General features: G+C 41.3%; 22 protein-coding genes. All 22 read left to right on the top strand.

The window, feature by feature from the left end; genetic code table 11:
- Positions 1–8 precede the first annotated feature (8 nt).
- The 22 genes from flgL (at position 9) to argB (ending at position 22,604) form a co-directional block, all read left to right on the top strand.
- Positions 9–926: a flagellar hook-associated protein FlgL gene (flgL, locus tag MHB56_RS12475; protein ID WP_175618901.1), complete on the top strand. Its 918-nt coding sequence runs from the start codon at positions 9–11 to the stop codon at positions 924–926.
- A gap of 15 nt (positions 927–941) precedes the next feature.
- The gene (locus tag MHB56_RS12470; RefSeq protein WP_341143630.1) at positions 942–1,508 is read left to right on the top strand and encodes a DUF6470 family protein; all 567 of its coding nucleotides are present in this window, start codon (positions 942–944) and stop codon (positions 1,506–1,508) included.
- A 100-nt stretch (positions 1,509–1,608) separates the two neighbouring features.
- On the top strand, positions 1,609–2,055 hold the full coding sequence (fliW, locus tag MHB56_RS12465; protein WP_076301441.1) for a flagellar assembly protein FliW: 447 nt from the start codon (positions 1,609–1,611) through the stop codon (positions 2,053–2,055).
- A 1-nt stretch (position 2,056) separates the two neighbouring features.
- Complete coding sequence (gene csrA / locus MHB56_RS12460; protein WP_076301559.1) at positions 2,057–2,296, top strand: carbon storage regulator CsrA; 240 nt, start codon at positions 2,057–2,059, stop codon at positions 2,294–2,296.
- Positions 2,297–2,642: 346 nt separating this feature from the next.
- Entirely contained in the window at positions 2,643–3,476 is an 834-nt protein-coding gene (locus MHB56_RS12455) for a flagellin N-terminal helical domain-containing protein (RefSeq protein ID WP_341143629.1), read from the top strand.
- Between the two features lie 99 nt (positions 3,477–3,575).
- The gene (locus tag MHB56_RS12450; RefSeq protein WP_341143628.1) at positions 3,576–4,640 is read left to right on the top strand and encodes a tetratricopeptide repeat-containing glycosyltransferase family 2 protein; all 1,065 of its coding nucleotides are present in this window, start codon (positions 3,576–3,578) and stop codon (positions 4,638–4,640) included.
- Positions 4,641–4,801: 161 nt separating this feature from the next.
- A complete protein-coding gene (locus MHB56_RS12445; protein WP_341143627.1) occupies positions 4,802–5,635 on the top strand; it encodes a flagellin N-terminal helical domain-containing protein in 834 nt (277 codons plus the stop codon).
- 344 nt (positions 5,636–5,979) lie between these two features.
- Complete coding sequence (locus tag MHB56_RS12440) at positions 5,980–6,807, top strand: flagellin N-terminal helical domain-containing protein (protein WP_341143626.1); 828 nt, start codon at positions 5,980–5,982, stop codon at positions 6,805–6,807.
- Positions 6,808–6,939: 132 nt separating this feature from the next.
- Positions 6,940–8,172, top strand: a complete 1,233-nt coding sequence (fliB, locus tag MHB56_RS12435; RefSeq protein WP_076305774.1) for a flagellin lysine-N-methylase — start codon at positions 6,940–6,942, stop codon at positions 8,170–8,172.
- A gap of 214 nt (positions 8,173–8,386) precedes the next feature.
- Positions 8,387–8,773: a flagellar protein FlaG gene (locus tag MHB56_RS12430; RefSeq protein WP_076301435.1), complete on the top strand. Its 387-nt coding sequence runs from the start codon at positions 8,387–8,389 to the stop codon at positions 8,771–8,773.
- Positions 8,774–8,791: 18 nt separating this feature from the next.
- Positions 8,792–10,291, top strand: coding sequence for a flagellar filament capping protein FliD (gene fliD / locus MHB56_RS12425; protein ID WP_076301434.1), 1,500 nt, complete (start codon positions 8,792–8,794; stop codon positions 10,289–10,291).
- 19 nt (positions 10,292–10,310) lie between these two features.
- On the top strand, positions 10,311–10,709 hold the full coding sequence (fliS, locus tag MHB56_RS12420) for a flagellar export chaperone FliS (protein ID WP_339281484.1): 399 nt from the start codon (positions 10,311–10,313) through the stop codon (positions 10,707–10,709).
- Entirely contained in the window at positions 10,702–11,037 is a 336-nt protein-coding gene (locus MHB56_RS12415) for a hypothetical protein (RefSeq protein ID WP_339281483.1), read from the top strand. The genes fliS and MHB56_RS12415 overlap by 8 nt, the downstream gene beginning before the upstream one ends.
- A 234-nt stretch (positions 11,038–11,271) precedes the next feature.
- The gene (locus MHB56_RS12410; RefSeq protein WP_019915069.1) at positions 11,272–11,469 is read left to right on the top strand and encodes a cold shock domain-containing protein; all 198 of its coding nucleotides are present in this window, start codon (positions 11,272–11,274) and stop codon (positions 11,467–11,469) included.
- 317 nt (positions 11,470–11,786) lie between these two features.
- Positions 11,787–13,223, top strand: coding sequence for an S-layer homology domain-containing protein (locus tag MHB56_RS12405; protein WP_076301431.1), 1,437 nt, complete (start codon positions 11,787–11,789; stop codon positions 13,221–13,223).
- A 229-nt stretch (positions 13,224–13,452) separates the two neighbouring features.
- A complete protein-coding gene (hpf, locus tag MHB56_RS12400) occupies positions 13,453–14,001 on the top strand; it encodes a ribosome hibernation-promoting factor, HPF/YfiA family (RefSeq protein ID WP_036678506.1) in 549 nt (182 codons plus the stop codon).
- A 269-nt stretch (positions 14,002–14,270) separates the two neighbouring features.
- The gene (gene secA, locus MHB56_RS12395; RefSeq protein WP_036678509.1) at positions 14,271–16,778 is read left to right on the top strand and encodes a preprotein translocase subunit SecA; all 2,508 of its coding nucleotides are present in this window, start codon (positions 14,271–14,273) and stop codon (positions 16,776–16,778) included.
- A gap of 367 nt (positions 16,779–17,145) precedes the next feature.
- Positions 17,146–18,259 (top strand): peptide chain release factor 2 gene (gene prfB, locus MHB56_RS12390; protein WP_139329815.1). Its coding sequence is split into 2 segments (ribosomal slippage): positions 17,146–17,217 and positions 17,219–18,259, totalling 1,113 coding nucleotides; the frame shifts between segments, so codons are not numbered across the junction.
- 102 nt (positions 18,260–18,361) lie between these two features.
- Positions 18,362–19,246, top strand: a complete 885-nt coding sequence (locus MHB56_RS12385; protein WP_076282427.1) for a YitT family protein — start codon at positions 18,362–18,364, stop codon at positions 19,244–19,246.
- A gap of 177 nt (positions 19,247–19,423) precedes the next feature.
- Positions 19,424–20,479 (top strand): N-acetyl-gamma-glutamyl-phosphate reductase, encoded by a 1,056-nt coding sequence (gene argC, locus MHB56_RS12380; RefSeq protein ID WP_038573582.1) that lies wholly within the window; start codon positions 19,424–19,426, stop codon positions 20,477–20,479.
- A 20-nt stretch (positions 20,480–20,499) separates the two neighbouring features.
- Positions 20,500–21,732, top strand: a complete 1,233-nt coding sequence (gene argJ, locus MHB56_RS12375; RefSeq protein ID WP_341143625.1) for a bifunctional ornithine acetyltransferase/N-acetylglutamate synthase — start codon at positions 20,500–20,502, stop codon at positions 21,730–21,732.
- Positions 21,733–21,773: 41 nt separating this feature from the next.
- Entirely contained in the window at positions 21,774–22,604 is an 831-nt protein-coding gene (gene argB, locus MHB56_RS12370; protein WP_341143624.1) for an acetylglutamate kinase, read from the top strand.
- The last annotated feature ends 20 nt before the right edge of the window (positions 22,605–22,624 follow it).

The raw sequence follows: 22,624 nt of genomic DNA, 5'->3' as shown, positions 1-22,624 counted from the left end.
TATAGCGTATGTTGAGAGTAACCTCTAACATGATGAATTCACAGCTTCTGCTTAACTTAAACCGTAATGCACGTACGATGAACGATACACAGTTACAGCTTTCTAGCGGACGCAAGATCAATAAGCCTTCCGATGATCCGGTAGGAATCACGTATTCCCTGCGCTATCGTGCGGAGCTTTCCTCTAATGAACAATATACTAAGAATGTAGATAGCGCTCTTTCGTGGCTTGATTACAATGATACAGTGCTGGGTCAAGCTGGAGATGTCGTTCAAAAGATTCGTGAATTGACTGTACAAGCTTCGACAGGAAGTAATCCGCAGTCTGCACTCGATAGTATTAATGAAGAAGTATTACAGTTAAAAGAACAACTTGTAGATATTTCTAATAGCAAGTTGAACGGCAAGTATATCTTTAATGGCGAGCAATACAACACGAAACCATATGATTTCGTTAAAGGTGCGGATGGTACCTACGATGTATCTAAGGCTATTACTACAGATATTGGGCAGATTCAGTTTATTGTAGGTGAAGATGTACGTATGCCGATAAGTATGACTGGGAATGAAGTCTTCGGTAATACTGGAGATGCTGACAACCTGTTTGCAATCATTAATAATATTTCTAATGCTTTAAAAGCTGGTGATTTTACAGCTATATCAGGTCAACTTGACGTAATTGATACGCGTATGGAGACTATTTTGTCTGCACGCTCTGAGATTGGGGCTAAGACTAACCGCGTTGAATTGATGCAGGATCGGCTTAGCGATTTAAATATTAACTTAACAGATCTTCAGGCCAAAACAGAGGATGCAGATTATGAAGGGTTAATAATGGAGTCAAAGATTCAAGAAAATATCTACAACGCCTCACTATCTGTAGGAGCGAAGATTATATCAACAACTCTCGTGGATTTCATAAGATAACGGAGGTGGGGATCTTTGCTGCAACCAATTCTGCAAATTCGCCAGACACCTGCCATACTTGGTATTGATGCAGATCTAGGTGCTTATTCTATTACTCAACCCAAGGCGGATGTTATTATAGAAACGACCTTAGGGGAATGGGACATTCAGTCTTTCCCTCCAGAGCTTACAATAGATCAATCTAGAGCTTTTGCAGCTTATAATGGTGGTAATACGTTAGATATGAACAAACGAATATATTCAGGTATTCAACAGTTATACCTTCAGGGTATTGCTAGGAAGGTAGAGCAGGGAAATCGGATGGCCCAATTTTTCAAATCAGGCAACACGATTGCTGAAGTATACGGCACAGATACCGAACCGAATTCGTTTCCTGAGACAAGAGGACCTGCATCATACGATAATGTTGATATCCATTTTGAGACCAGGGCTCCACAAATTGAATTTCGACCTGCGAAGGTTAACATTCAAACAGAAGGGCACCGTCCGGAGATTGAGTACAACCGTGGCAAGTTAAATATATATATGCAGCAATACGCTTCCATACAGTTTATACCACCAGAAATTAACGTTCAGTTGTAGTTTTTGAGCTATAGATGTGCTAGAAAAGCGCTTCTATAGCTTTTCTGTTGTTTATTATGAAATAACCTATACGAGGGAACACTTTAAAGGAGAGATTGATTTGATTATAGAGACATTATCTTGGGGAATATTAGAAGTGAATGAGGAACAGCTATATCATTTCTCGAAGGGGATTCCTGGTTTCGATGATGAGACTGATTTTGCACTGCTATCTATGGACGATTCTTCCTTCTGGTATTTGCAGTCGGTAAAAGAGAAAAGTCTTTCATTTCTTTTAGGTGATCCTTTTTTATTTTATCCTACTTACGAATTTGAACTCCCTAATGATGAGGTCGAAGAATTGGAAATTGAGTCAAATATGCTAATTAGATGTATTATCACGTTAAAGGATCAAGTAGAACAATCCACAATTAACTTGTTGGGTCCAATTGTATTTAATCCAGACACAAAGATGGGGAAACAAATTATTCTACACAGATCTTCTTATCTTACGAAACATAACTTGTTACAAGGATACACTACTATAAAGGGAAAGGGTGATGAATGATATGCTAGTACTTTCTCGCAAAAAAGGAGAGTCTATCGTCATTCAGGACCAAATAGAGCTGACAATCCTGGGAGTGGAAGGAGATGTTGTTAAGTTAGGTATTGCAGCTCCGAAACATGTCGATATTTTCCGAAAAGAGGTTTATCTGTCTATCCAGGAAGCTAATCGAGAGTCTGTTGCTCCTCTCCAATCTGATTTGAACGCACTTATCAATTTACTTCGTCGTCCAGAAGAGGACTAATTTTATATGATCGAAGTATCAATCTGAATCTGTTCAAATGCAGATTCTTTTTTCTTGGCGATGCTAAGATCAAGTGTTTGTGAATACTTAGTATTCGAAGGAGAAATGGTGTCGCGTTTGTAATTAAGAAGGTGAGTAGTAGAATACGAAAAAACTAAAAAGGCTTTGCCTAGAGAAACTTTAAGGATTATGTAAATTTCTCAAAAAAACTTTTAAAAATCACTAAACACTTAGGCACATGCCGTCGATATATAATATAGACGCCAATCCATAGGGTGTTGACCTTAAAGGATTACGTTTACCACAAGGATGTGGAACTAATTTTATTTCAGGGAGGAAATATCAAATGATTATTAACCACAATATTGCAGCTTTGAATACACACCGTCAATTAAGCACAAACACAACGAACACTAATAAGTCGATTGAAAAATTGTCTTCCGGTCTTCGTATTAACCGTGCAGGAGACGACGCAGCGGGGCTCTCAATCTCCGAGAAAATGCGTGGACAAATTCGTGGTCTGGAGCAATCCTCACGTAATGCACAAGATGGTATCTCTTTGATTCAAACAGCAGAAGGTTCGTTAAACGAAGTACATTCGATCACTCAACGTATGCGCGAATTGGCTGTACAATCTGCCAATGATACAAACGTTACAGCTGACCGTACTTCTTTGCAAGATGAGTACGATGCTTTGGCTACTGAGATTGGCCGTATCAACACAGACACTGAGTTTAATACTCAAAAACTGCTGAACGGTACTGCTGGTGCTACTGGTAAAGTACAAATCCACGTTGGTGCTAATAAAGACCAGAAAATCGAATTGGATTTGGGTCTTGATGGTATTAAATTGGATCAAATTACAGCCGATCTAAAATTAGGGAAAATCAATACACAAGCAGATGCTGAAACTACAATTAAATTGTTAGATGATAATATTGTAAAAGTTTCAACAGGACGTTCAAAACTTGGTGCACTACAAAACCGTTTGGAACATTCTATAGCGAACGTAGATAATGCTGCTGAGAACTTGACAGCTGCTGAATCCCGAGTACGTGATGTTGATATGGCTAAAGAAATGATGAACCAAACTAAAAATAGTATCCTTGCCCAAGCTGCTCAAGCTATGTTGGCTCAAGCGAACCAACAACCACAAGGCGTACTTCAACTTCTTCGTTAATTTAAGAAAAAAAGTAGAGATCTTAGATTCTTAGGATCTCTTTTTTTATATCTATTTAAAATATATATTTTAATTCTCATATAAGTAGGTGGAGAAAGTATGCTATCACTAACAATGATAGTGAAAAATGAAGCAGGAAAAATTCAAAGATGCCTTGAAAGTGCTAAAGATTATGTAGATGAGATTGTAGTAGTAGATACTGGATCTACTGATAATACAAAAGAAATTGCAATATCTTACGGTGCCCGAGTATTTGACTACAAATGGAATGAAAATTTTTCTGATGCCAGGAATTTTGCATTGAAACAATGCAAGGGGGACTGGTCATTGATTTTAGATGCAGATGAGTATGTGGTCAAAGCATCAAAGGATCAAATTAGTGAATTTTTAGAAAATAGTAATACGATAGGAAAAATACGGATTATTAATAGTTTTTATCAAGATGATCAAGTAAAGGAATCGCAAGCATTTGTTTCCCGCTTGATTCCGAGAGGATTATTTTTTGAGGGACGAATTCATGAACAGATTGTCTCTAATCTCCCAAGGAAAACCATACCTATCGACGTTTATCATGATGGATATTATAAAACAGATAAATCTAAACGCAATATACAACTGTTGGAGCTAGCCTTATTACAAGTTCCTGATGAAACTTATTATCTTTACCAATTAGGTAAGGAATATAGATTACTCAAGGACTTTACTAAAGCTCAAGAGTTCTTTTTGAAATGCTATAGCATGAGTACATGGAGAGATGGATTTAGGCCGCAATTAGTTGTTGAATGCCTATATACGATTATAGGCCTTAAAGAATTTGAAAAAGGTCTTGAAATCATTGAAAGTGAAATAAGTAGATTAGCCGATTTTTCTGATTTCCATTTCGTATGTGGAATATTTTTTATGGAGCTTGTTTTTAATGATACACAAAAATATATGAAATATTTTTCGATGATTGAAAAATCATACTTAAAATGTTTGGAAATTAGAGATACAACTAAATATGATAGTGTATTGGGAACAGGAAGCTATCTTGCAGCTTATAACTTAGCTTTGTTTTATGAAACCAGTGGTGACTTTAAAAAAGCGGAAGAGTACTATGAATTATCCTCGAATTACAACTACAGGCCAGCTATTATACGTATGAAAGAATTAGGCTTGAAGTAGAAGGTTTATATAAAATCTGAATATACTATTCATAAAAAGTATGAGGTGTTCGATATATAAAATAGAGCCTATATTAAAGGTGCACCATTTTATATTAGGCGAGTTCCACACTTAATCCACATGGATGTGGAAATTATCTGACTTCAGGGAGGAATTACAGAATGATTATTAACCACAATATTGCTGCTTTGAACACGCACCGTCAATTGAGCACGAACACAACGAACACTAATAAGTCAATCGAAAAATTGTCTTCCGGTCTTCGTATTAACCGTGCAGGAGACGACGCAGCAGGGCTCTCAATCTCCGAGAAAATGCGCGGACAAATTCGTGGTCTGGAGCAATCCTCACGTAATGCACAAGATGGTATCTCTTTGATTCAAACAGCAGAGGGTTCATTAAATGAGGTCCATTCGATTACTCAACGTATGCGCGAATTGGCTGTACAATCTGCCAATGATACAAACGTTACAGCTGATCGTACTTCGTTGCAAGATGAGTACGATGCTTTGGCTACTGAGATTAGCCGTATCAATACAGATACTGAATTCAATACTCAAAAATTATTAGACGGTTCCGCGGGTAATGCTGGTAAAGTTCAAATTCACGTAGGTGCTAATAAAGATCAAAAAATTGAGTTGGACTTAAGCACAGATGGTATTGACTTGACTACTATAGCAGGCGATCTTGCAGGTGGTGACATTAGTACTCAAACGGATGCTGAAACTACAATCAAATTGTTAGACGATAATATTGCAAAAATCTCGACAGGACGTTCTAAACTTGGTGCGTTACAAAATCGTCTAGAACACTCTATTGCAAACGTAGATAATGCCGCTGAGAACTTGACAGCAGCTGAGTCCCGTGTTCGTGACGTAGATATGGCTAAAGAGATGATGAATCAGACGAAAAATAGCATCCTTGCTCAAGCTGCTCAAGCTATGCTGGCTCAAGCGAATCAACAACCTCAAGGTGTGCTTCAACTTCTTCGTTAATTAATCAAAAGAAAGAGATCATAGATTTCTATGTTCTCTTTCTTTTTTTTGCTCATAATATGTTATTTGCTTATGTGATAGTTTCTTATCGTTTAATTAAGTTGATTGATGGATAAAAAGTCTGGAGTTTTGTGTCGCAACAAGTGATTAGCTGTTAATAATTATAAAAAAAGAGTATATAGAAATAAAAATAAATAGAAATATACTATTCATAAATCGAATCGGGATTTCGATATATATAATAGAGCCAATATGAGAGGGCGGCCGACCTTTCATAAGGTAATCTATTTATATTTAATCCACATGGATGTGGAAATCATCAAAATTCAGGGAGGAATATTAAAATGATTATTAATCACAATATTGCGGCTTTGAACACGCACCGTCAATTAAGTACAAATACTACTAATACTAACAAATCGATCGAGAAATTGTCTTCCGGTCTTCGCATTAACCGTGCAGGGGACGATGCAGCGGGGCTCTCGATCTCCGAGAAAATGCGTGGACAGATTCGCGGTCTGGAGCAATCCTCCCGTAATGCACAAGATGGTATCTCTTTGATTCAAACAGCAGAGGGTTCATTAAACGAGGTGCATTCAATTACTCAACGTATGCGTGAATTGGCTGTACAATCTGCCAATGATACAAACGTTACAGCTGACCGTACATCTTTGAAAGACGAATACGATGCATTGGCCACTGAGATCAAACGTATTAATACAGATACCGAGTTTAATACACAGAAATTATTAGATGGATCAGCAGGTACTGCTGGTGTGGTACAGATCCATGTTGGAGCTAATAAAGATCAAAAAATTGCAGTCGATTTGAATACTGTTAAGCTTGATGCAATTCACACAGCCATCGCAGCTGGAGATATTAGTACTCAGGCTAATGCAGAAGCTGCAATCCAAATACTGGATACGAACATCGGCTTGATTTCAACAGGACGTTCAAAGCTTGGTGCATTGCAAAACCGTTTGGAACATTCCATTGCAAACGTAGATAATGCTGCAGAAAACTTGACAGCTGCTGAATCTCGCGTGCGTGACGTAGATATGGCTAAAGAAATGATGAACCAAACGAAAAATAGCATTCTTGCTCAGGCAGCTCAAGCTATGTTGGCGCAAGCTAACCAACAACCTCAAGGCGTACTTCAATTGCTTCGTTAATATTTTAATAAGGAAAGGAATGGTTACGACCATTCCTTTTTCTATATAATGCAGTTAATTTTTCCAAAGTGGAAAAGGAGTTTTCAGCTTTCCACTTTGGAAAAATCACACTACATCAAAGGAGAAAACATCATGTCCGATAAATCTATTAATACGCTTATTCCTGAATATATGAAACAATTTTCTTGTATTGGAGCTGCTTGTGAAGATACCTGCTGTTCAGGATGGAGAGTAGATATTGATGAAGAAACCTATAAAAAATACAAAAAAGTAAAACAATATGAGATGAAAGATAGTTTGAATAGAAATATAATTCGAAATCGCTCTAACCCTACTAAGGGGAATGTCGCCAAAATGAAGATGGAGCATTCGAAGTGTTCTTTTTTAAGTGATGAAGGTTGGTGTAACATTCAATTGAAGTTAGGAGAAGATTATTTATGCGATACATGTACTGTTTATCCAAGAAGAATAAATAATGTGAATGGAGTAATCGAACGTTCCTTAACAGTTTCTTGTCCGGAAGCTGCTAGATTAATTCTGCTAAATAAGAATGGAATTAGCTTTGAGCAGGGTCAAGAAGATTTGCCGAGTAGAGATCTTACGAGTGCAACTATTCAAAGTAATAGTGAGGAAATAACAAGCTGGAGAGATCTGTTTAATGAATATAGATATATTAGTATACTAATATTGCAAGAAAGAAAATATACATTAGAAGAAAGATTGCTAATCTTAGGTTTACTTTATAATGAGCTAGAAGAGTGTGTAGTTAGTAATAATATAAACGATATTCCTGACATCTTAGGAAAGTATTTGGAATGTATAGACACTGATTTGTTTAATGGGGCATTTGATAATATTCCGAAACGCTTAGATATTCAACTTAGATTGTGTAGAGAGCTTGTATTGTTGCGATTGTCGCAAGGTATCAGTTCCTCAAGGTATTTGGAGTGTTCGAGGGATATGATGACTGGCTTGAAGATTGAAGAGAACCTTACAGATAGTGCACTGGGGGATATTTACGATAATGCTATAAGTGAGTATTATTTACCCTTTATGAAGGAACATGAGTACATGCTTGAAAATTATCTAGTGAACTATGTTTTTAAAAATTGTATGCCTTTGGATTCAAAATCTCCTTTTCAAAGTTATGCACAATTAATCGTACACTATTCATTGATTAAGCTTCATTTAGTAGGCATGGCAAACCATAATGAAGGATTAACCTCTGAAATGGTAATTAAATTAATACAATCTATATCTAAGACGTTTGAGCATAATAAGCAGTTTCTTAATAAAATAATGAAATTAATTAAAGATAATAAATTTATGAACTTAACGTATATGTCAATATTAATTAAAAACTAAGTGGTAAAAGCCATGTTTAAAGATCCAAAATTCATGTTATGAACGAGGTTGCTATAAGTACTATGAATCAAGGCTCTGGTAAAACCAGAGCTTCTTTATTTTATAACCATTAATAAGCGTAAAAAAATTCTTTTTTTCTGATTATTAATGGTTTCCTAAAACTTCGGCTACTGTACGCCGATATATATAGTAAATTGTTTCCGGAGGGTTCAATATGAATGTACAGTTGTCTTTGTCAGCAAGTGCAGGGCAAGCTTCGAATTATTCTGAGAGGACTTCTTTGACGAAGGATAAGGTGGTGGATGCTCTCATTCAATCACCTGCTAATGGTCAGGAGCTAAGTAAACTGGAAAAGGAAGGGGCTCAAATTACTGTAGGTGAGGAACAACTTGTGCGGAGTATTGAAAGAGCTGTAAAAGCCCTTCAAGGCCCGAGTACTACCTTAGAAGTTAGTATCCATAATAAGACTCATGCCATAATGGTCAAAGTACTTAATAAGGAGACTGGAGAATTAATCAGGGAAATCCCACCAGAAAAAACCTTAGATCTTGTAGCTAAAATGATGGAAATTGCTGGTATTATAATAGACGAGAGAGTATAGAATGAGGAGGATATTGAAATGAGGGTTAGTGGTTTAGCATCTGGAATGGATATTGACTCCATTGTTAAAGAATTAATGACGGCAAAGCGTGCACCTTTAGATAAATTGAATCAACAGAAACAAGTTATTCAATGGACGAGGGATAGCTATAGGGATATTAATTCTAAGGTCGTTGATTTTAGAAATAAGCTTTCAAATTTAAAAATGTCATCTGCTATGAACGGAATGAAGTCAACAGTAACTGGTAATACATCAGCTTTGACTGCTGTAGCTAATGCGGAAGCTAATCAGATTCCTATGGATATTATTGTGAATAGGCTGGCATCCAATGAACAAATAACAACTAATTCTACATTGAGCAACATCACTTCTAAAAGTACTTTAAAAGAAGTTGCTACTGCAAGCGGATTTACTGCAACTCCCGATGCTGAAGGCAAAAATGTTTATAAAATGATCGTAAATGGTCAAACCTTTTCATTTGATGAAAGCACCAACGTATCGCAAGTAGTTAGCACAATAAACGCTAACGCTGAAGCTAAAGTTACAGCAACCTTTGATCAGGTCAAAGGTAAATTGATTCTAACCTCGAAAAAGTTTGAAGATTCAATATCTGTAACAAGCCCAGGGGTTGGAGAGAACGGCTTATTGAATCTGTTCGGGGGTAGCACAACTGAAGGTGCGCAAACTGCGCAAATATCAGTAAATGGTACAGATAAAGAATTTACTAGTAATAAATTTATATTGAATGGAGTATCTATAAACCTTCTTAGTAAGACAGAAGACGGAAAAGCCTCCAAAATCTCAACGATTGTTGATTCTACTAAGATGCTAGAAACGATTACATCCTTCGTTAATGATTTTAACGATCTTTTAGGAATGCTGAATACAAAGAAAAGTGAAGCTAGGTATCGGGACTTTCAGCCGTTGACTGATGATCAGAAAAAGAGTATGAATGATGATGATATAGAAAATTGGCAAAAAAAGGCAATGAGCGGGCTGCTGAAAAATGATAGTATACTATCTTCAGCGGCTAGTGTAATGAGAGAATCTATTTTTAGTGGATTAAATGGTATAGGTGGAATCAATCTTTCTTCCATTGGTATAGATACTGGGCAGTATTTTGAGGGTGGCAAGCTTTACATTAAAGATGCGGAAAAGCTGAAGAAGGCGATAGAAGATAATCCACAGGGTGTTATGGATTTATTTCAAACCAATTCAACAGACAAATCTGCACCAAAAGGAATATTTGTTCAAATGTATAATAGCCTTGATGGCGTTCTTAGTACACTTGCCAACAAAGCCGGTACATCTAAATACTCTACTGATGCAAATACCACATACAAAGAAGAAAGTATTATGGGTAAACAGTTAAAGGAATTGACAAAGCGCGTTACTGAACTAACTACCCGTTTAACCAAAATGGAGACAAGCTATTATAAACAGTTTTCTGCGATGGAAACTGCTATGAATAAATATAATGCACAGTCAACAAGTTTAACTAATTTCATAGCACAATAATCAACTGAGGTGAGAATTTATGATGACTTCTCCTTATGAAAAATATCGCCAATCTTCCGTTCAGACATCAACTCCTGCACAATTGCTTATCATGAGCTATGATGGAGTTATACGTTTTGTTAGATTGGCAATGGAGGCTTTATCCAAGCGTGACTTCGAGAAAACAAATCTAAATTTTGGTAAAGCTCAAACCATTATGAGTGAGTTGACTTGTGCATTGAATTTTAATTATGAGATTTCTAAAAATCTGTTTTCCCTATATGAATATATAAATCACTTATTGGTTGAAGCAAACATTCATAAAACTCCAGATAAAGCTGAAGAGGCTCTTGGTTATCTAACCGAGCTTCGGGAAACTTGGCTACAAGCATCGAAGATCGCTGTGGGTCAGGGACAGGCTGATAGTGCTCATGGATGAATTAATCCGGAGTTTGGATCAACTCACCCGGGAGATCGAAGAGCGTCTTCAAGAGACCACCTATGAGGAGTTGGAGGCTTTTGTGGACGAGCGCCAGAAACTTGTCGATTCAATTGCAGAAGAAGCCAAAATTTGTCGAGCAACGCCTGCACAAAAGCAAGAAATTAATCTAATTTTGGAACATGATAATATGATCTTAGATAGAATGAATGCTCTTCGCTTCGAAGCTCAAGACTGGCTGCAGAAGCGGAATCAGGCCAAAACACAACGCAACGCCTACGAGGCCGCCTACACCCCAGACAGTTTCCTTATGGATCGCAAAAAATAATTTATCAGTGTTTCACTATAGGAGTAGACGGGTATTAAATACCGTCTGCTCCTTTTTTTGATCATTGTACCGAATCTATTTCTTGTTTATGGAAAATTTAATAGTTTATTTTACGTGGTAAATTATTGAATGTAAACATTTTCTTTTCCAATTGACAATAAAGAAGTTACGGTGGTATAGTCGAATTGTGAGCAAGACTCACGTTCATCTGATGACGAAGGGAATGTTTAATCAATGGAAGGTAAAGTAAAATGGTTTAACGCAGAAAAAGGTTATGGTTTTATCGAGACTGCAGACGGTGGCGACGTATTCGTACACTTTTCCGCGATTCAAACTGATGGTTTCAAGACATTGGATGAAGGTCAATCCGTAGAATTCGATATCGTTGAAGGTGCACGTGGACCACAAGCAGCTAACGTAATCAAATTATAATCATCCGGCGAAGCCGAACTACATATAAGTAGATGGTTAGCAATTTAGACAGCGCTAGCAGGGATCTTGGAATCTTCCAAGATCCTTTTTTTGTGCGTTCATATGTGTCTAGTATAGCCAATCCTAGTAAAGAAAATAGCCTATTTTGTAAATTCATTTTATGGAAAATGTTAGAACTCTGCAAAAGGTGGGTAATAGATATACGTTGAGCTGTTTATCTTACCTCGACACACACTATGTTAGCCTAGGTTACTACATTCACGAAGAAATTCAATATAGCCTAAGCTATCAAAACAATTAGGAGGGTGATTAGCAGGATGAAGAAGATGTGGCGCGGTCTTATGACCGGAATATTAGGTACTAGTATGTTATTGGGGTCTCTCGGCAGCGTATCTGCTGCAACTGTACCTAAGGATATTCAAGGCCACTGGGCGCAAGGTCAGCTGCAGGAATGGCTAGATAGAGGTTACCTTGGAGGCTACCCAGATGGAACGGTGAAACCAAACAAAGCAATTACGCGTGGTGAGTATGTGACTATGGTAAATCGCCTGTTAGGGTTTACAACTAAAGCAACAGTAACTTTCAAAGACATGAAGAGCACAAACTGGAATTACAGTGAAGTGGCTAAAGCCGTGGAAGCTGGATATATCGGAGGATACGAGGATAATACGTTCCGTCCTAATAATCCGCTTACAAGAGAAGAGGCCGCTGTAATTACTGCAAAATTACTTAAATTGAGCACCAATACAACTTCGAACAAATTTAAAGACAATGCACAAATTGCAGCATGGGCAAAAGGTGCTGTAGCAGCCGCAGTGGAAAAGAAGATTGTTAACGGTTATCCAGATGGAACCTTTGGTCCTAAGAGATCGTTAACACGTGCCGAGGCTGTAGGTATTATCAATACTTCAGCTATCTATTATCCTGGTAGTGGCACAGGTGGTGGTGTAACACCTACACCAACTCCAACGGCTACTCCGACACCAACAGCTACACCAACCCCAACTGCTGCTCCAGGTGGCAGTACTGGCGGAGGTTCTGGTGGTGGTAACGGTGGCGGCGAAAGTAGCACAGCGCCAACAGTAAGTGGGGCAACCTACGGTAATGTTGGTTCGGTCACAGCGGATGTATACCTGACACCTTCCGTAACTGGTGCAGTATACTATGTTGTAGCTCCTTATAATGCTGATGTAACTGCTCCAACTGCATTGCAGGTGGAAAAAGGACAAATTAGTAACGGGACTGCAAGTGGTATCCATGGTAGTGTTGCGACTGTAGCTAAAACAACGGTTACATTCTCTGTTTACGGATTGAATCCTGGTACAGAATATGCAACATATATCACGCTGGCGGATGCAGCTGGTAACTTGTCTACTGTAACGACAGTTCGGTTGACTACTGCTCAAGCTACTGCTAGCTCGATTTCGCTTTTTGAGCCGGGACAAGTTAGTACAGTTACAGCAGATGTATATATTAAATATGGTGTGACAGGTGGCACTCCAACCCCAGTTAGATATGTAGTATTGCCAGCAAATGATAAGGCACCTACTGCAGCGCAGATTGCTTTAGGTCAAAATGGTAGCGGTACTGCACTGGCTGCTCCATGGACTGACACACTTACGTTTGCTCCTGGTGTAAAACGTACACAGACCCTAACTGGTTTAGCAGCAAATACTGCCTATAAGGTATATGTTATTGCAGGATCGGGTTCTCAATGGTCTCCTGTAGAAATCATTCAAATTCATACCAAATAGCCTGACCTTATGTGATTTCATTCGGAGAATATAAGAGTGGAATCCGTACTATAATAACGACAGGTTTACTTTTGGTCCGGTAGGGCGATTGGTTGCTCTTACCGGACTTGTTTTATTTGTGAACGCTATGACAACATTTGTTATCTAAATGTAAGGGCTGTAAGGAATTGCTTTTTACTTAGCGCTTACAATTTGGTATAATGAAGGTGTAACTAAAGGAGGAGTGGCCATGCAATTCACCATTCGAGGTCAACAAATTGACGTGACCGACGCTTTGAGAGAGTATGTTGATAAGAAGCTCAGCAAACTTGAGAAGTATTTCGAAGCACCCCCTACCTCTGAAGGGTCTGTGACGCTTGGCGTAGTTCGCGGCCTTCATACGGTGGAAGTAACCATTCCGCTTGCTGGCGTGACGCTTCGTGCGGAAGATCGCAGCGATGACATGTATGCTTCCATAGACGCCGTTGTGGACAAGCTGGAACGCCAAATTCGCAAACACAAAACGAAGCTGAACCGTAAGTTCCGTCAAGAGGGACTCAAAACGCTGTTTGTGGATGGAGCTAGTGCCGCTGTTGCTGTAGAAGAACAAGATTATGATGATTTAGAAGTGGTTAGGAACAAACGCTTTACGATGAAGCCGATGGATGTGGAAGAAGCGATTCTGCAAATGAACATGGTTGGACATAATTTCTTTGTGTTTTCCAATATCGACACCTCGGAAGTTAGCGTAGTTTACAAACGTGATGATGGTAAATATGGACTGATTGAACAGGGCTAAGATACAATGATGCCAGTTATGCTCTAAGTATAAAGGGCCTCGAGAGTTAGTCAGAACCTAGGAAATTTAAACCGAGCCCCTATTCGCTTATAGCGAATAGGGCTCTTGTGCGTATATATGAAAAATGTGGCTGTTACACCTTGTATTGCGGCATCTCTTACAAACTGTTACAATTTATGAAGCAGCGGAATCGAATTTATAAATGGCCCTTTCAATTTTGTGAGGATGGGCTCGGTTCCACCATCTGTGTTGCATGAAAGGGGTTAACCATGCTAGGACTTGTAAAGAAAATATTCGGAGACACAAACGATCGTGACGTTAAACGTCTCATGAAGACAGTCGATGTAATTAATGGATTGGAGCCGGAATTTGTAGCACTATCCGATGAAGCTTTAAAAGCTAAGACGGAAGAGTTCCGCGCCCGTATTGAGAAAGGCGAAACCTTGGAAGAAATTCTTCCTGAGGCGTTTGCAACCGTACGTGAAGCTTCCAAACGGACGCTTGGCATGCGGCATTTTGATGTACAGTTAATTGGTGGTATGGCCCTGCATGAAGGCCGAATCTCCGAGATGAAGACTGGTGAAGGTAAGACTCTAGTAGGAACATTGCCAGTGTACTTAAATGCTTTGCTTGGTAAAGGCGTACACGTAGTAACGGTCAATGACTATTTGGCTCAGCGCGACAGCGCACAAATGGCACAAATCTATAACTTCCTGGGCATGACGGTTGGGGTTAACCTAAGCGGTATGGACCATGCTGATAAACAAGATGCTTACGCCTGCGATATTACGTATGGCACGAACAACGAATTTGGTTTCGATTATTTGCGTGACAACATGGTGCTTTATAAAGAACAAATGGTTCAGCGCCCTCTTTATTTCTGTATTATTGATGAAGTGGACTCCATTCTTATTGATGAAGCACGTACACCTCTTATCATTTCCGGACAAGCTGAGAAGTCTACTGAATTGTACTTTGCAGCAGACCGCTTTGTGAAAAAGCTTAAAGCTGAAGAAGACTACACAGTTGATATCAAAGTGAAGTCTGTAGCCTTGACTGAAAAAGGTGTAGCTACTGCTGAACGTGCTTTTGGTATTGAGAACTTGTATGATCACAGTCATGTAACCTTGAATCACCATATCGTCCAAGCCCTGAAAGCAAACGTAATTATGCGTCGTGACGTAGATTACGTTGTTAACGAGGGTGAGGTCGTTATTGTTGATGAATTTACGGGACGTTTAATGTCAGGCCGTCGTTATAGTGACGGTTTGCACCAAGCGATTGAAGCGAAGGAAGAAATCGAAGTACAGAATGAGAGCATGACGCTTGCTACGATTACTTTCCAGAACTATTTCCGTATGTATCGCAAATTGGGCGGTATGACAGGTACAGCTAAAACTGAGGAAGAAGAGTTCAAGAAGATTTATGGTCTTGAAGTTCTTCAAGTCCCTACGAATAAACCAAATCAGCGCATAGATATGCCGGATGTCGTCTACAAGAGTGAGAACGGTAAATTCAACGCTGTAGTGGCAGAAATTGTAGAACGTCACAAAAAGAACCAACCTGTACTTGTGGGTACAGTGTCGATTGAGAATTCAGAGCTCGTATCTGAAATGCTGAAGCGCAAAGGCGTTAGACACCAAGTGCTTAACGCGAAGCATCACGCTGCGGAAGCTGAAATCATTACACATGCAGGTCAGCCTGGTACAGTTACGATTGCTACCAACATGGCAGGTCGTGGTACGGACATCGTTCTGGGCGAAGGTGTGACAGATCTTGGTGGTCTGCATATCATTGGTACAGAGCGTCATGAATCGCGCCGGATTGATAACCAGCTGCGTGGTCGTGCGGGTCGTCAAGGGGACCCAGGTTCTACACAATTCTACTTGTCCCTTGGGGATGAGTTGATGAAGCGTTTCGGCGCTGACAACGTTTTGAGTATGATGGATCGCCTTGGCTTTGAGGAAGATCAGCCGATTGAGAGCCGCATGATTACGCGTGCTGTGGAATCTGCTCAGAAACGTGTTGAAGGTAATAACTTTGATATTCGTAAAGTCGTATTGCAATATGATGACGTTATGAATCAACAGCGTGAAATTATTTATAAACAACGCCGTGAGATTCTGGAGTCTGAAAATATTAAAGATATCGTACTTGAAATGATCAAGCCGGTTATTGAACGTATTGTTCACGCACACTGCAGTGACGATATTCCTGAGAACTGGGAGCTGCAAGAAGTTGCTGATTACGTAAACAGCAAGCTGCTTGAAGAAGGTGCTTTGACTCGCGATATTCTGTGGGGCAAAGAAGCAGAAGAGATCATTGAGTACATCTTCGAACGTGTACTTGAGAAATATGCTGCTCGTGAAGAACGCCTGGGTTCAGAATTGGTACGTGAATTCGAGAAGGTAATTGTGCTGCGCTCCGTGGACAGCAAGTGGATGGATCATATCGATGCGATGGATCAATTGCGTCAAGGGATTCATCTGCGTGCTTACGGTGGTACAGATCCACTTCGCGAGTATCAATTCGAAGGATTCGAAATGTTTAATACTATGACGGCTACGATTCAAGAAGAAGTAGCTACTTATATTATGAAGGCTCACATCGAGACAAATCAGGAGCGTCAATCCGTTGTAGAGGAAAATAAAATTTCCACTAACAGCGAACCTGCTGAAAAACGTCCGGTACATGTTGAGGCGGCAGCTGGTCGTAATGATCTTTGCCCTTGCGGAAGCGGCAAGAAGTACAAGAACTGCCACGGTCAAAACGCATAAGACAAACGTTTAGTAGCGCTCATATTCAGGTGTTGAAGATGTAAGTCTTTAGCCCTGATCTCTATGGGTATACTAACCATAAAGAGCGGCTGGGCCCGGGGGTATCCCCCGTTTACGGCCCAGTCGCTTTTTTTGGATATTTAGCACTTTGAGTGAATGTGGAATGGAGAGAAGGTTTGGAACTGGAGAAACGGAGTGTTCGCCTGTGTTTCGGGATTCCAGCCGCTATGCGGTTATCAATTCAAGGAATCTGGAAACAACAGCGATCGGAAGTCCAATCCTTCTCGGAATGGCTGAACATTCACTCATTACTAACTTTCCAATAACGACGACCGTAACAACCTATTTTGAAAGGTGAAGTGACCATATGATTGAAGCTAATGTAAAGCAGGATCTGCGTGAAATAGGCAAGAAACTAACTGACCTTAGGGGGTCTCTTTGACTTAGATCTTAAGCAAGAGATGATCTCGAACTTTGAAGAAAAAATGGCTGCTCCAGGCTTCTGGGATAATCCAGAGCAGGCACAGAGCGTGATCGGCGAGATGAATGCCGTGAAATCGTCTGTGGATCAATACGAGAAGCTGCAACAAGAATACGACGATGCTGCGATGATGGCAGAGCTTGCGGATGAAGAGGGCGATGAAGATCTTGCGGCAGAGATTGGGGAGACGATCAGCAGTTTAGGCAGCAAAGTGGATGAATTCGAGCTGCAATTGCTACTTAACCAGCCGTATGACAAGCTGAATGCTATTCTTGAGCTCCATCCGGGTGCGGGCGGTACGGAATCCCAAGACTGGGGCCAGATGCTGCTGCGGATGTATACCCGATGGGCTGAAAAACGTGGATTCAAGGTTGAGGTGCTGGACTACTTACCGGGTGATGAAGCGGGAATTAAGAGTGTTACACTACTTATTAAAGGCTTCAACGCCTACGGATATCTGAAAGCTGAAAAAGGTGTCCATCGGCTAGTACGGATTTCTCCGTTTGACTCTTCGGGCAGAAGGCATACTTCTTTTGTATCCTGTGATGTCGTTCCGGAAATTGCCGATGATGTAGAAGTTGAAATTCGTACTGAGGATTTGAAGATCGATACGTATCGGGCGAGCGGCGCCGGTGGACAGCATATCAATACCACAGACTCTGCGGTGCGGATTACTCACTTACCTACGGGTGTGGTGGTAACCTGTCAGAACGAACGTTCACAGATCAAAAACCGCGAACAAGCGATGAAAATGCTGCGTTCCAAGCTATATGAGCGCAAACTGCAAGAGCAGCAACAGCATTTGGATGAGATTCGCGGTGAGCAATCCGATATTGCTTGGGGCAGTCAGATCCGTTCCTATGTATTCCATCCGTATAACATGGTTAAGGATCACCGTACTTCCGTGGAAACGGGGAATGTGGGTTCTGTTATGGACGGAGATATTGATGTATTCATTGATGGTTACCTGCGTAGCCAGATCAAGATTGAGGCAGAATAAAAGAGAAAGTTTCGGGGGAAACGGATACCATTCATGGATTAGGATGGGATGGCCGTTTCTTCTTTCGTAGAGCAAGATGACACTTTAAGGAGAGCCTTTGAAATGCAAAAAGTCAATTCACGTAATAAACCCCCACTGATTCCTCTGAATGGGACACTCCGACATGTGGTGGATACGATGTTAATTTTGCTCGGATCGCTAGTTACAGCGCTGGGGTTTAATCTTTTTTTTCTGCCTAATCATATTGCTTCTGGTGGTGTATCCGGTCTGTCGGTATTGGCTGAAGCTTGGTTTGGGGCTGAACCGGCATTTACGCAATGGGCGCTTAATATTCCGTTGTTTGTACTCGGGGTAATCTTCTTGGGTAAACAATACGGAGTTCGCTCGCTGCTTGGGAGCTTTGTGTTGCCGCTCTTTATCTTGTTGACAAAAGATTTGCCTGCACCTACCACCAATCCACTCTTAGCCTCCATTTATGGCGGTATCTGTGTGGGGGTGGGGTTAGGTCTTGTGTTCCGCGGACGGGGCTCGACAGGTGGACTTACTATTTTGGCGCAGATTATTCAAAAGATATCCGGTCTCAGCTTCTCGATTTCTGTAGTGCTGCTGGACGGGACGGTCATTGTGCTGGCTGCTTTTATACTCGGTATGGAACAAGCACTGTATGCACTGATCGGTCTGTTTGTTACAGGTAAGGCCATTAATGCGATAGAGGTAGGCTTCCGTTATACAAAGGTGGCTTACATAATCTCGGACAAGACGGAAGAAATATCTGAGGCGATTTTGAATGATCTGGATCGGGGTCTGACGAAGCTGGATGCACATGGCGGTTATACTGGTGATGAGCGTACGGTGCTAATGGTTGTAGTAGGTCAGAATGAGGTTTCCAGATTAAAAGCGATTGTTCAATCGGTAGATACTAGTGCTTTTGTGATTATCACTGAGGCGCATGAGGTGCTGGGTGAAGGCTTTAAAAGAGAAGTGTAATTTCTCCGAAAGGAGAAGCTACGCTTCTCTTTTTTTGTAAATAGAATTATATTTAAGAATAAAGAAAGTTAACACTATGTGTTGTATTTATATTAATTGAGTCGTATAATAATACATATTTCTAAGACGGTATGCATTATATTATTTATTATAATTCATGATAAGCAGGAAGTGGGGATGACAGTGGAAGGCAAGCTGAGAGCGGCGATTGTTGGATCAACGGGTTATGGGGGCGTAGAGCTGATTCGGCTGCTACAAAGTCATCCTAAGGTAGAGATTACTTCGGTAATTTCCTCATCAAGCGCAGGGGATGCTATAGAGGAAGGTTTTCCGCATTTGACGGGCATCATTGATCGAAGGCTGGATGGCGTTGACCCGGCTCAAATGGCTGAGCGGGCGGATGTGGTATTTACGGCGACGCCGTCGGGTGTGAGCGCAAAGCTGGTGCCGCAGCTGCTGGAAGCTGGACTTAAGGTCGTGGATCTGTCCGGTGATTTTCGATTGAAGGATGGTGCAGAGTATGAGCACTGGTATAAACATCCCGCTCCGGCTGATGAATATCTAGAGCAGGCTGTATACGGACTTTGCGAGGTGTTTGGAGAGCGTGCGGCAGGGGTTGATTTTATATCTAATCCAGGCTGTTATCCTACAGCTACACTTCTTGGACTAATTCCTGCAATTCAGGCAGGTTGGATTAAGCACGACAGTATTATTATTGATGCGAAATCAGGAGTTACTGGAGCAGGACGCGGAACAAGCCTGATGGTACATTATGCAGAGATTAATGAGAACTTTAAAGCTTATAAAATCAATAAGCATCAACATATACCAGAAATTGAGCAGACGCTCACAGAGATTGCCGGAGAAAAGGTAACGGTAACGTTCACCACACATCTCGTGCCGATGAGCCGGGGAATTATGAGTACGATGTATGCAGGGATGACGGACAATTATACGGAGCAGGATTTTGTGAATTTATACCGTGAATATTATGCGGGCCGGCCATATGTGCGGGTGCGTGATGTAGGTGTGATTCCGGCGACAAAAGAAGTTAGCGGCTCTAATTATTGTGATATCGGATTTGCAACAGATGCTCGTACAGGGCGGGTGACCATAGTCTCCGTCATTGATAATGTTGTAAAAGGTGCGGCAGGGCAGGCAATACAGAACCTTAATTTGATGATGGGATGGGAGGAAACCCTTGGCCTCGGCTACACACCTGTGTATCCATAAGGATCAGCGGTACAAATAATATGAGCGAGATTGAGTTATTTACCACCTTGGAGGGTGGAAGCATCACTTCACCTAAGGGTTTTAAGTCCGGAGGATTGCACTGTGGATTAAAAAAAACAGATCGCAACGATCTCGGAGTGATTCTGTGTGAAGTTCCGGCAACGGCTGCGGCCGTGTATACGACGAATGTTTTTCAGGCGGCCCCGCTGAAAGTGACTCGGGAAAGCCTTTCGAACGGAGTATTGCAGGCGGTTATCGTGAACAGCGGGAATGCCAATGCCTGCACAGGCGAACAAGGTGAAGCAGATGCTTATGAGATGCGCGCTGCTGCGGCTCAGCATTTAGGTGTGGCCGTTAATGATGTGGCTGTTGCTTCGACTGGAGTTATCGGTGAACTGTTGAAGATGGACTGCGTACGTAGCGGAATTACTGCAATACCAGAGAAGCTGGATGGAGGAGCTATTGGCGCGGAGGAATTCTGCCAAGCTATACTTACCACTGATTTAGTTAAAAAAGAGATCGCCGTGAAGGTGCTCGTTGGCGGTGTAGAAGTTACAATTGCCGGAGCTGCAAAGGGCTCAGGGATGATCCATCCTAACATGGCTACCATGCTTGGCTTTATGACCACGGATGCTGATATTGCAGCGGAGGATTTACTTAGTCTTCTGCGTTCAGCTACGAATGTTACTTTTAATATGATTACAGTCGATGGAGATACTAGTACTAATGATATGTTAGTGTCGATGGCGAGTGGGCTTGCCGGTAATGAGAAGCTGACACGACTGCAATCGGATTGGGACGCTTTTGCTGCTGGATTCACGTATGTGTGCCAGACGCTTGCCAAAGCGATTGCTCGAGATGGCGAAGGTGCAACTCACCTGATTGAGGTTCAAGTGAATGGTGCTGTTCATGATGAGGCGGCGGCAGCGATTGCCAAGACAGTGGTTGGTTCTAGTCTAGTGAAATCTGCTATTTTTGGAGCGGATGCGAACTGGGGGCGGATTATTGCTGCGGTTGGACGCGCGGGTGTTCCGGTATCGCCGGAGCATGTGAACATCTCGTTAGGGGATATTGAGGTGCTTTTGCACTCGAAGCCAGTTGCTTTTGACGAGGAAAAGGCTTTGGCCTATTTGCAAAAAAGTGAAACTGTGCTGATCACTGTAGATCTGCATGATGGAAGCGGGAAAGCAACGGCTTGGGGCTGTGACCTAACTTACGATTATGTGCGTATTAACGCCGCATATCGCACTTAATTTATGGCGTGTTAAGCCCATAAGGGAAGGATACCGATCATATGACGCTAAATAGCGAGCTTGAACTTATAGATGCTTTAGATGGTAGTGGATTGTTTGTAATGAAATGCGGCGGCAGTACGCTTGCGGCTCTACCTGAATCTTTTTTTGAGGATTTGCGAGATTTGCAGGAGGAGGGCATTCAGCCAGTAATTGTTCATGGTGGAGGGCCAGCCATTTCCGAGAATCTAGCGAAACTGGGCATTGAAAGCAGCTTTGTGAATGGCCTGCGAGTAACCACCGAGGAAGTACTAGATGTTGTAGAGATGACGCTGGCAGGAAGTATAAACAAGGCGATTGTCCGGCGAATTCAAGGGAGCGGTGGTCTAGCTCTGGGGCTTTCGGGCATCGATGGCAATATGATTATTGCTAAACCAGTGGCGAACAGCGCCGAAGTAGGTTTGGTAGGAGAAGTAACAGAAGTTAAGGCTGAGATCGTAACTGGTATTGTTGGGATGGGTTATATTCCTGTCATTGCACCTATCGGAGTAGATACAGCAGGTCAGCGCTACAATATTAACGCAGATACGGCAGCAGGGGCAGTTGCTTCCTATGTGGAGTCTCCCAAAATGATCGTCGTCACAGATGTGCCAGGCATCATGAGTACAGTGGAAGGTGAAAAGATTGTGCTTCCCTCCGTTACTGTACAGGAAATCGAAGCCTTGATCGAAAGTGGGGAAATCTACGGTGGCATGATCCCCAAAGTGCGGGCAGCTATCGATTGCATTCAGGGCAGCGTATCAGAGGTTATCATTGTGGATGGAAAAGAACCGCGGGTGCTTAGTCGAGTACTGCAAGGTGAAGCGATAGGTACACGTATTATTCGTTCGTAGAATTATAGATGAATACAAAT

This window comes from Paenibacillus sp. FSL H8-0315 (assembly GCF_038005365.1).
GTDB classification, from domain to species: Bacteria; Bacillota; Bacilli; order Paenibacillales; family Paenibacillaceae; genus Paenibacillus_AQ; species Paenibacillus_AQ odorifer.
This window is presented reverse-complemented; position numbering and strand designations above follow the sequence as displayed.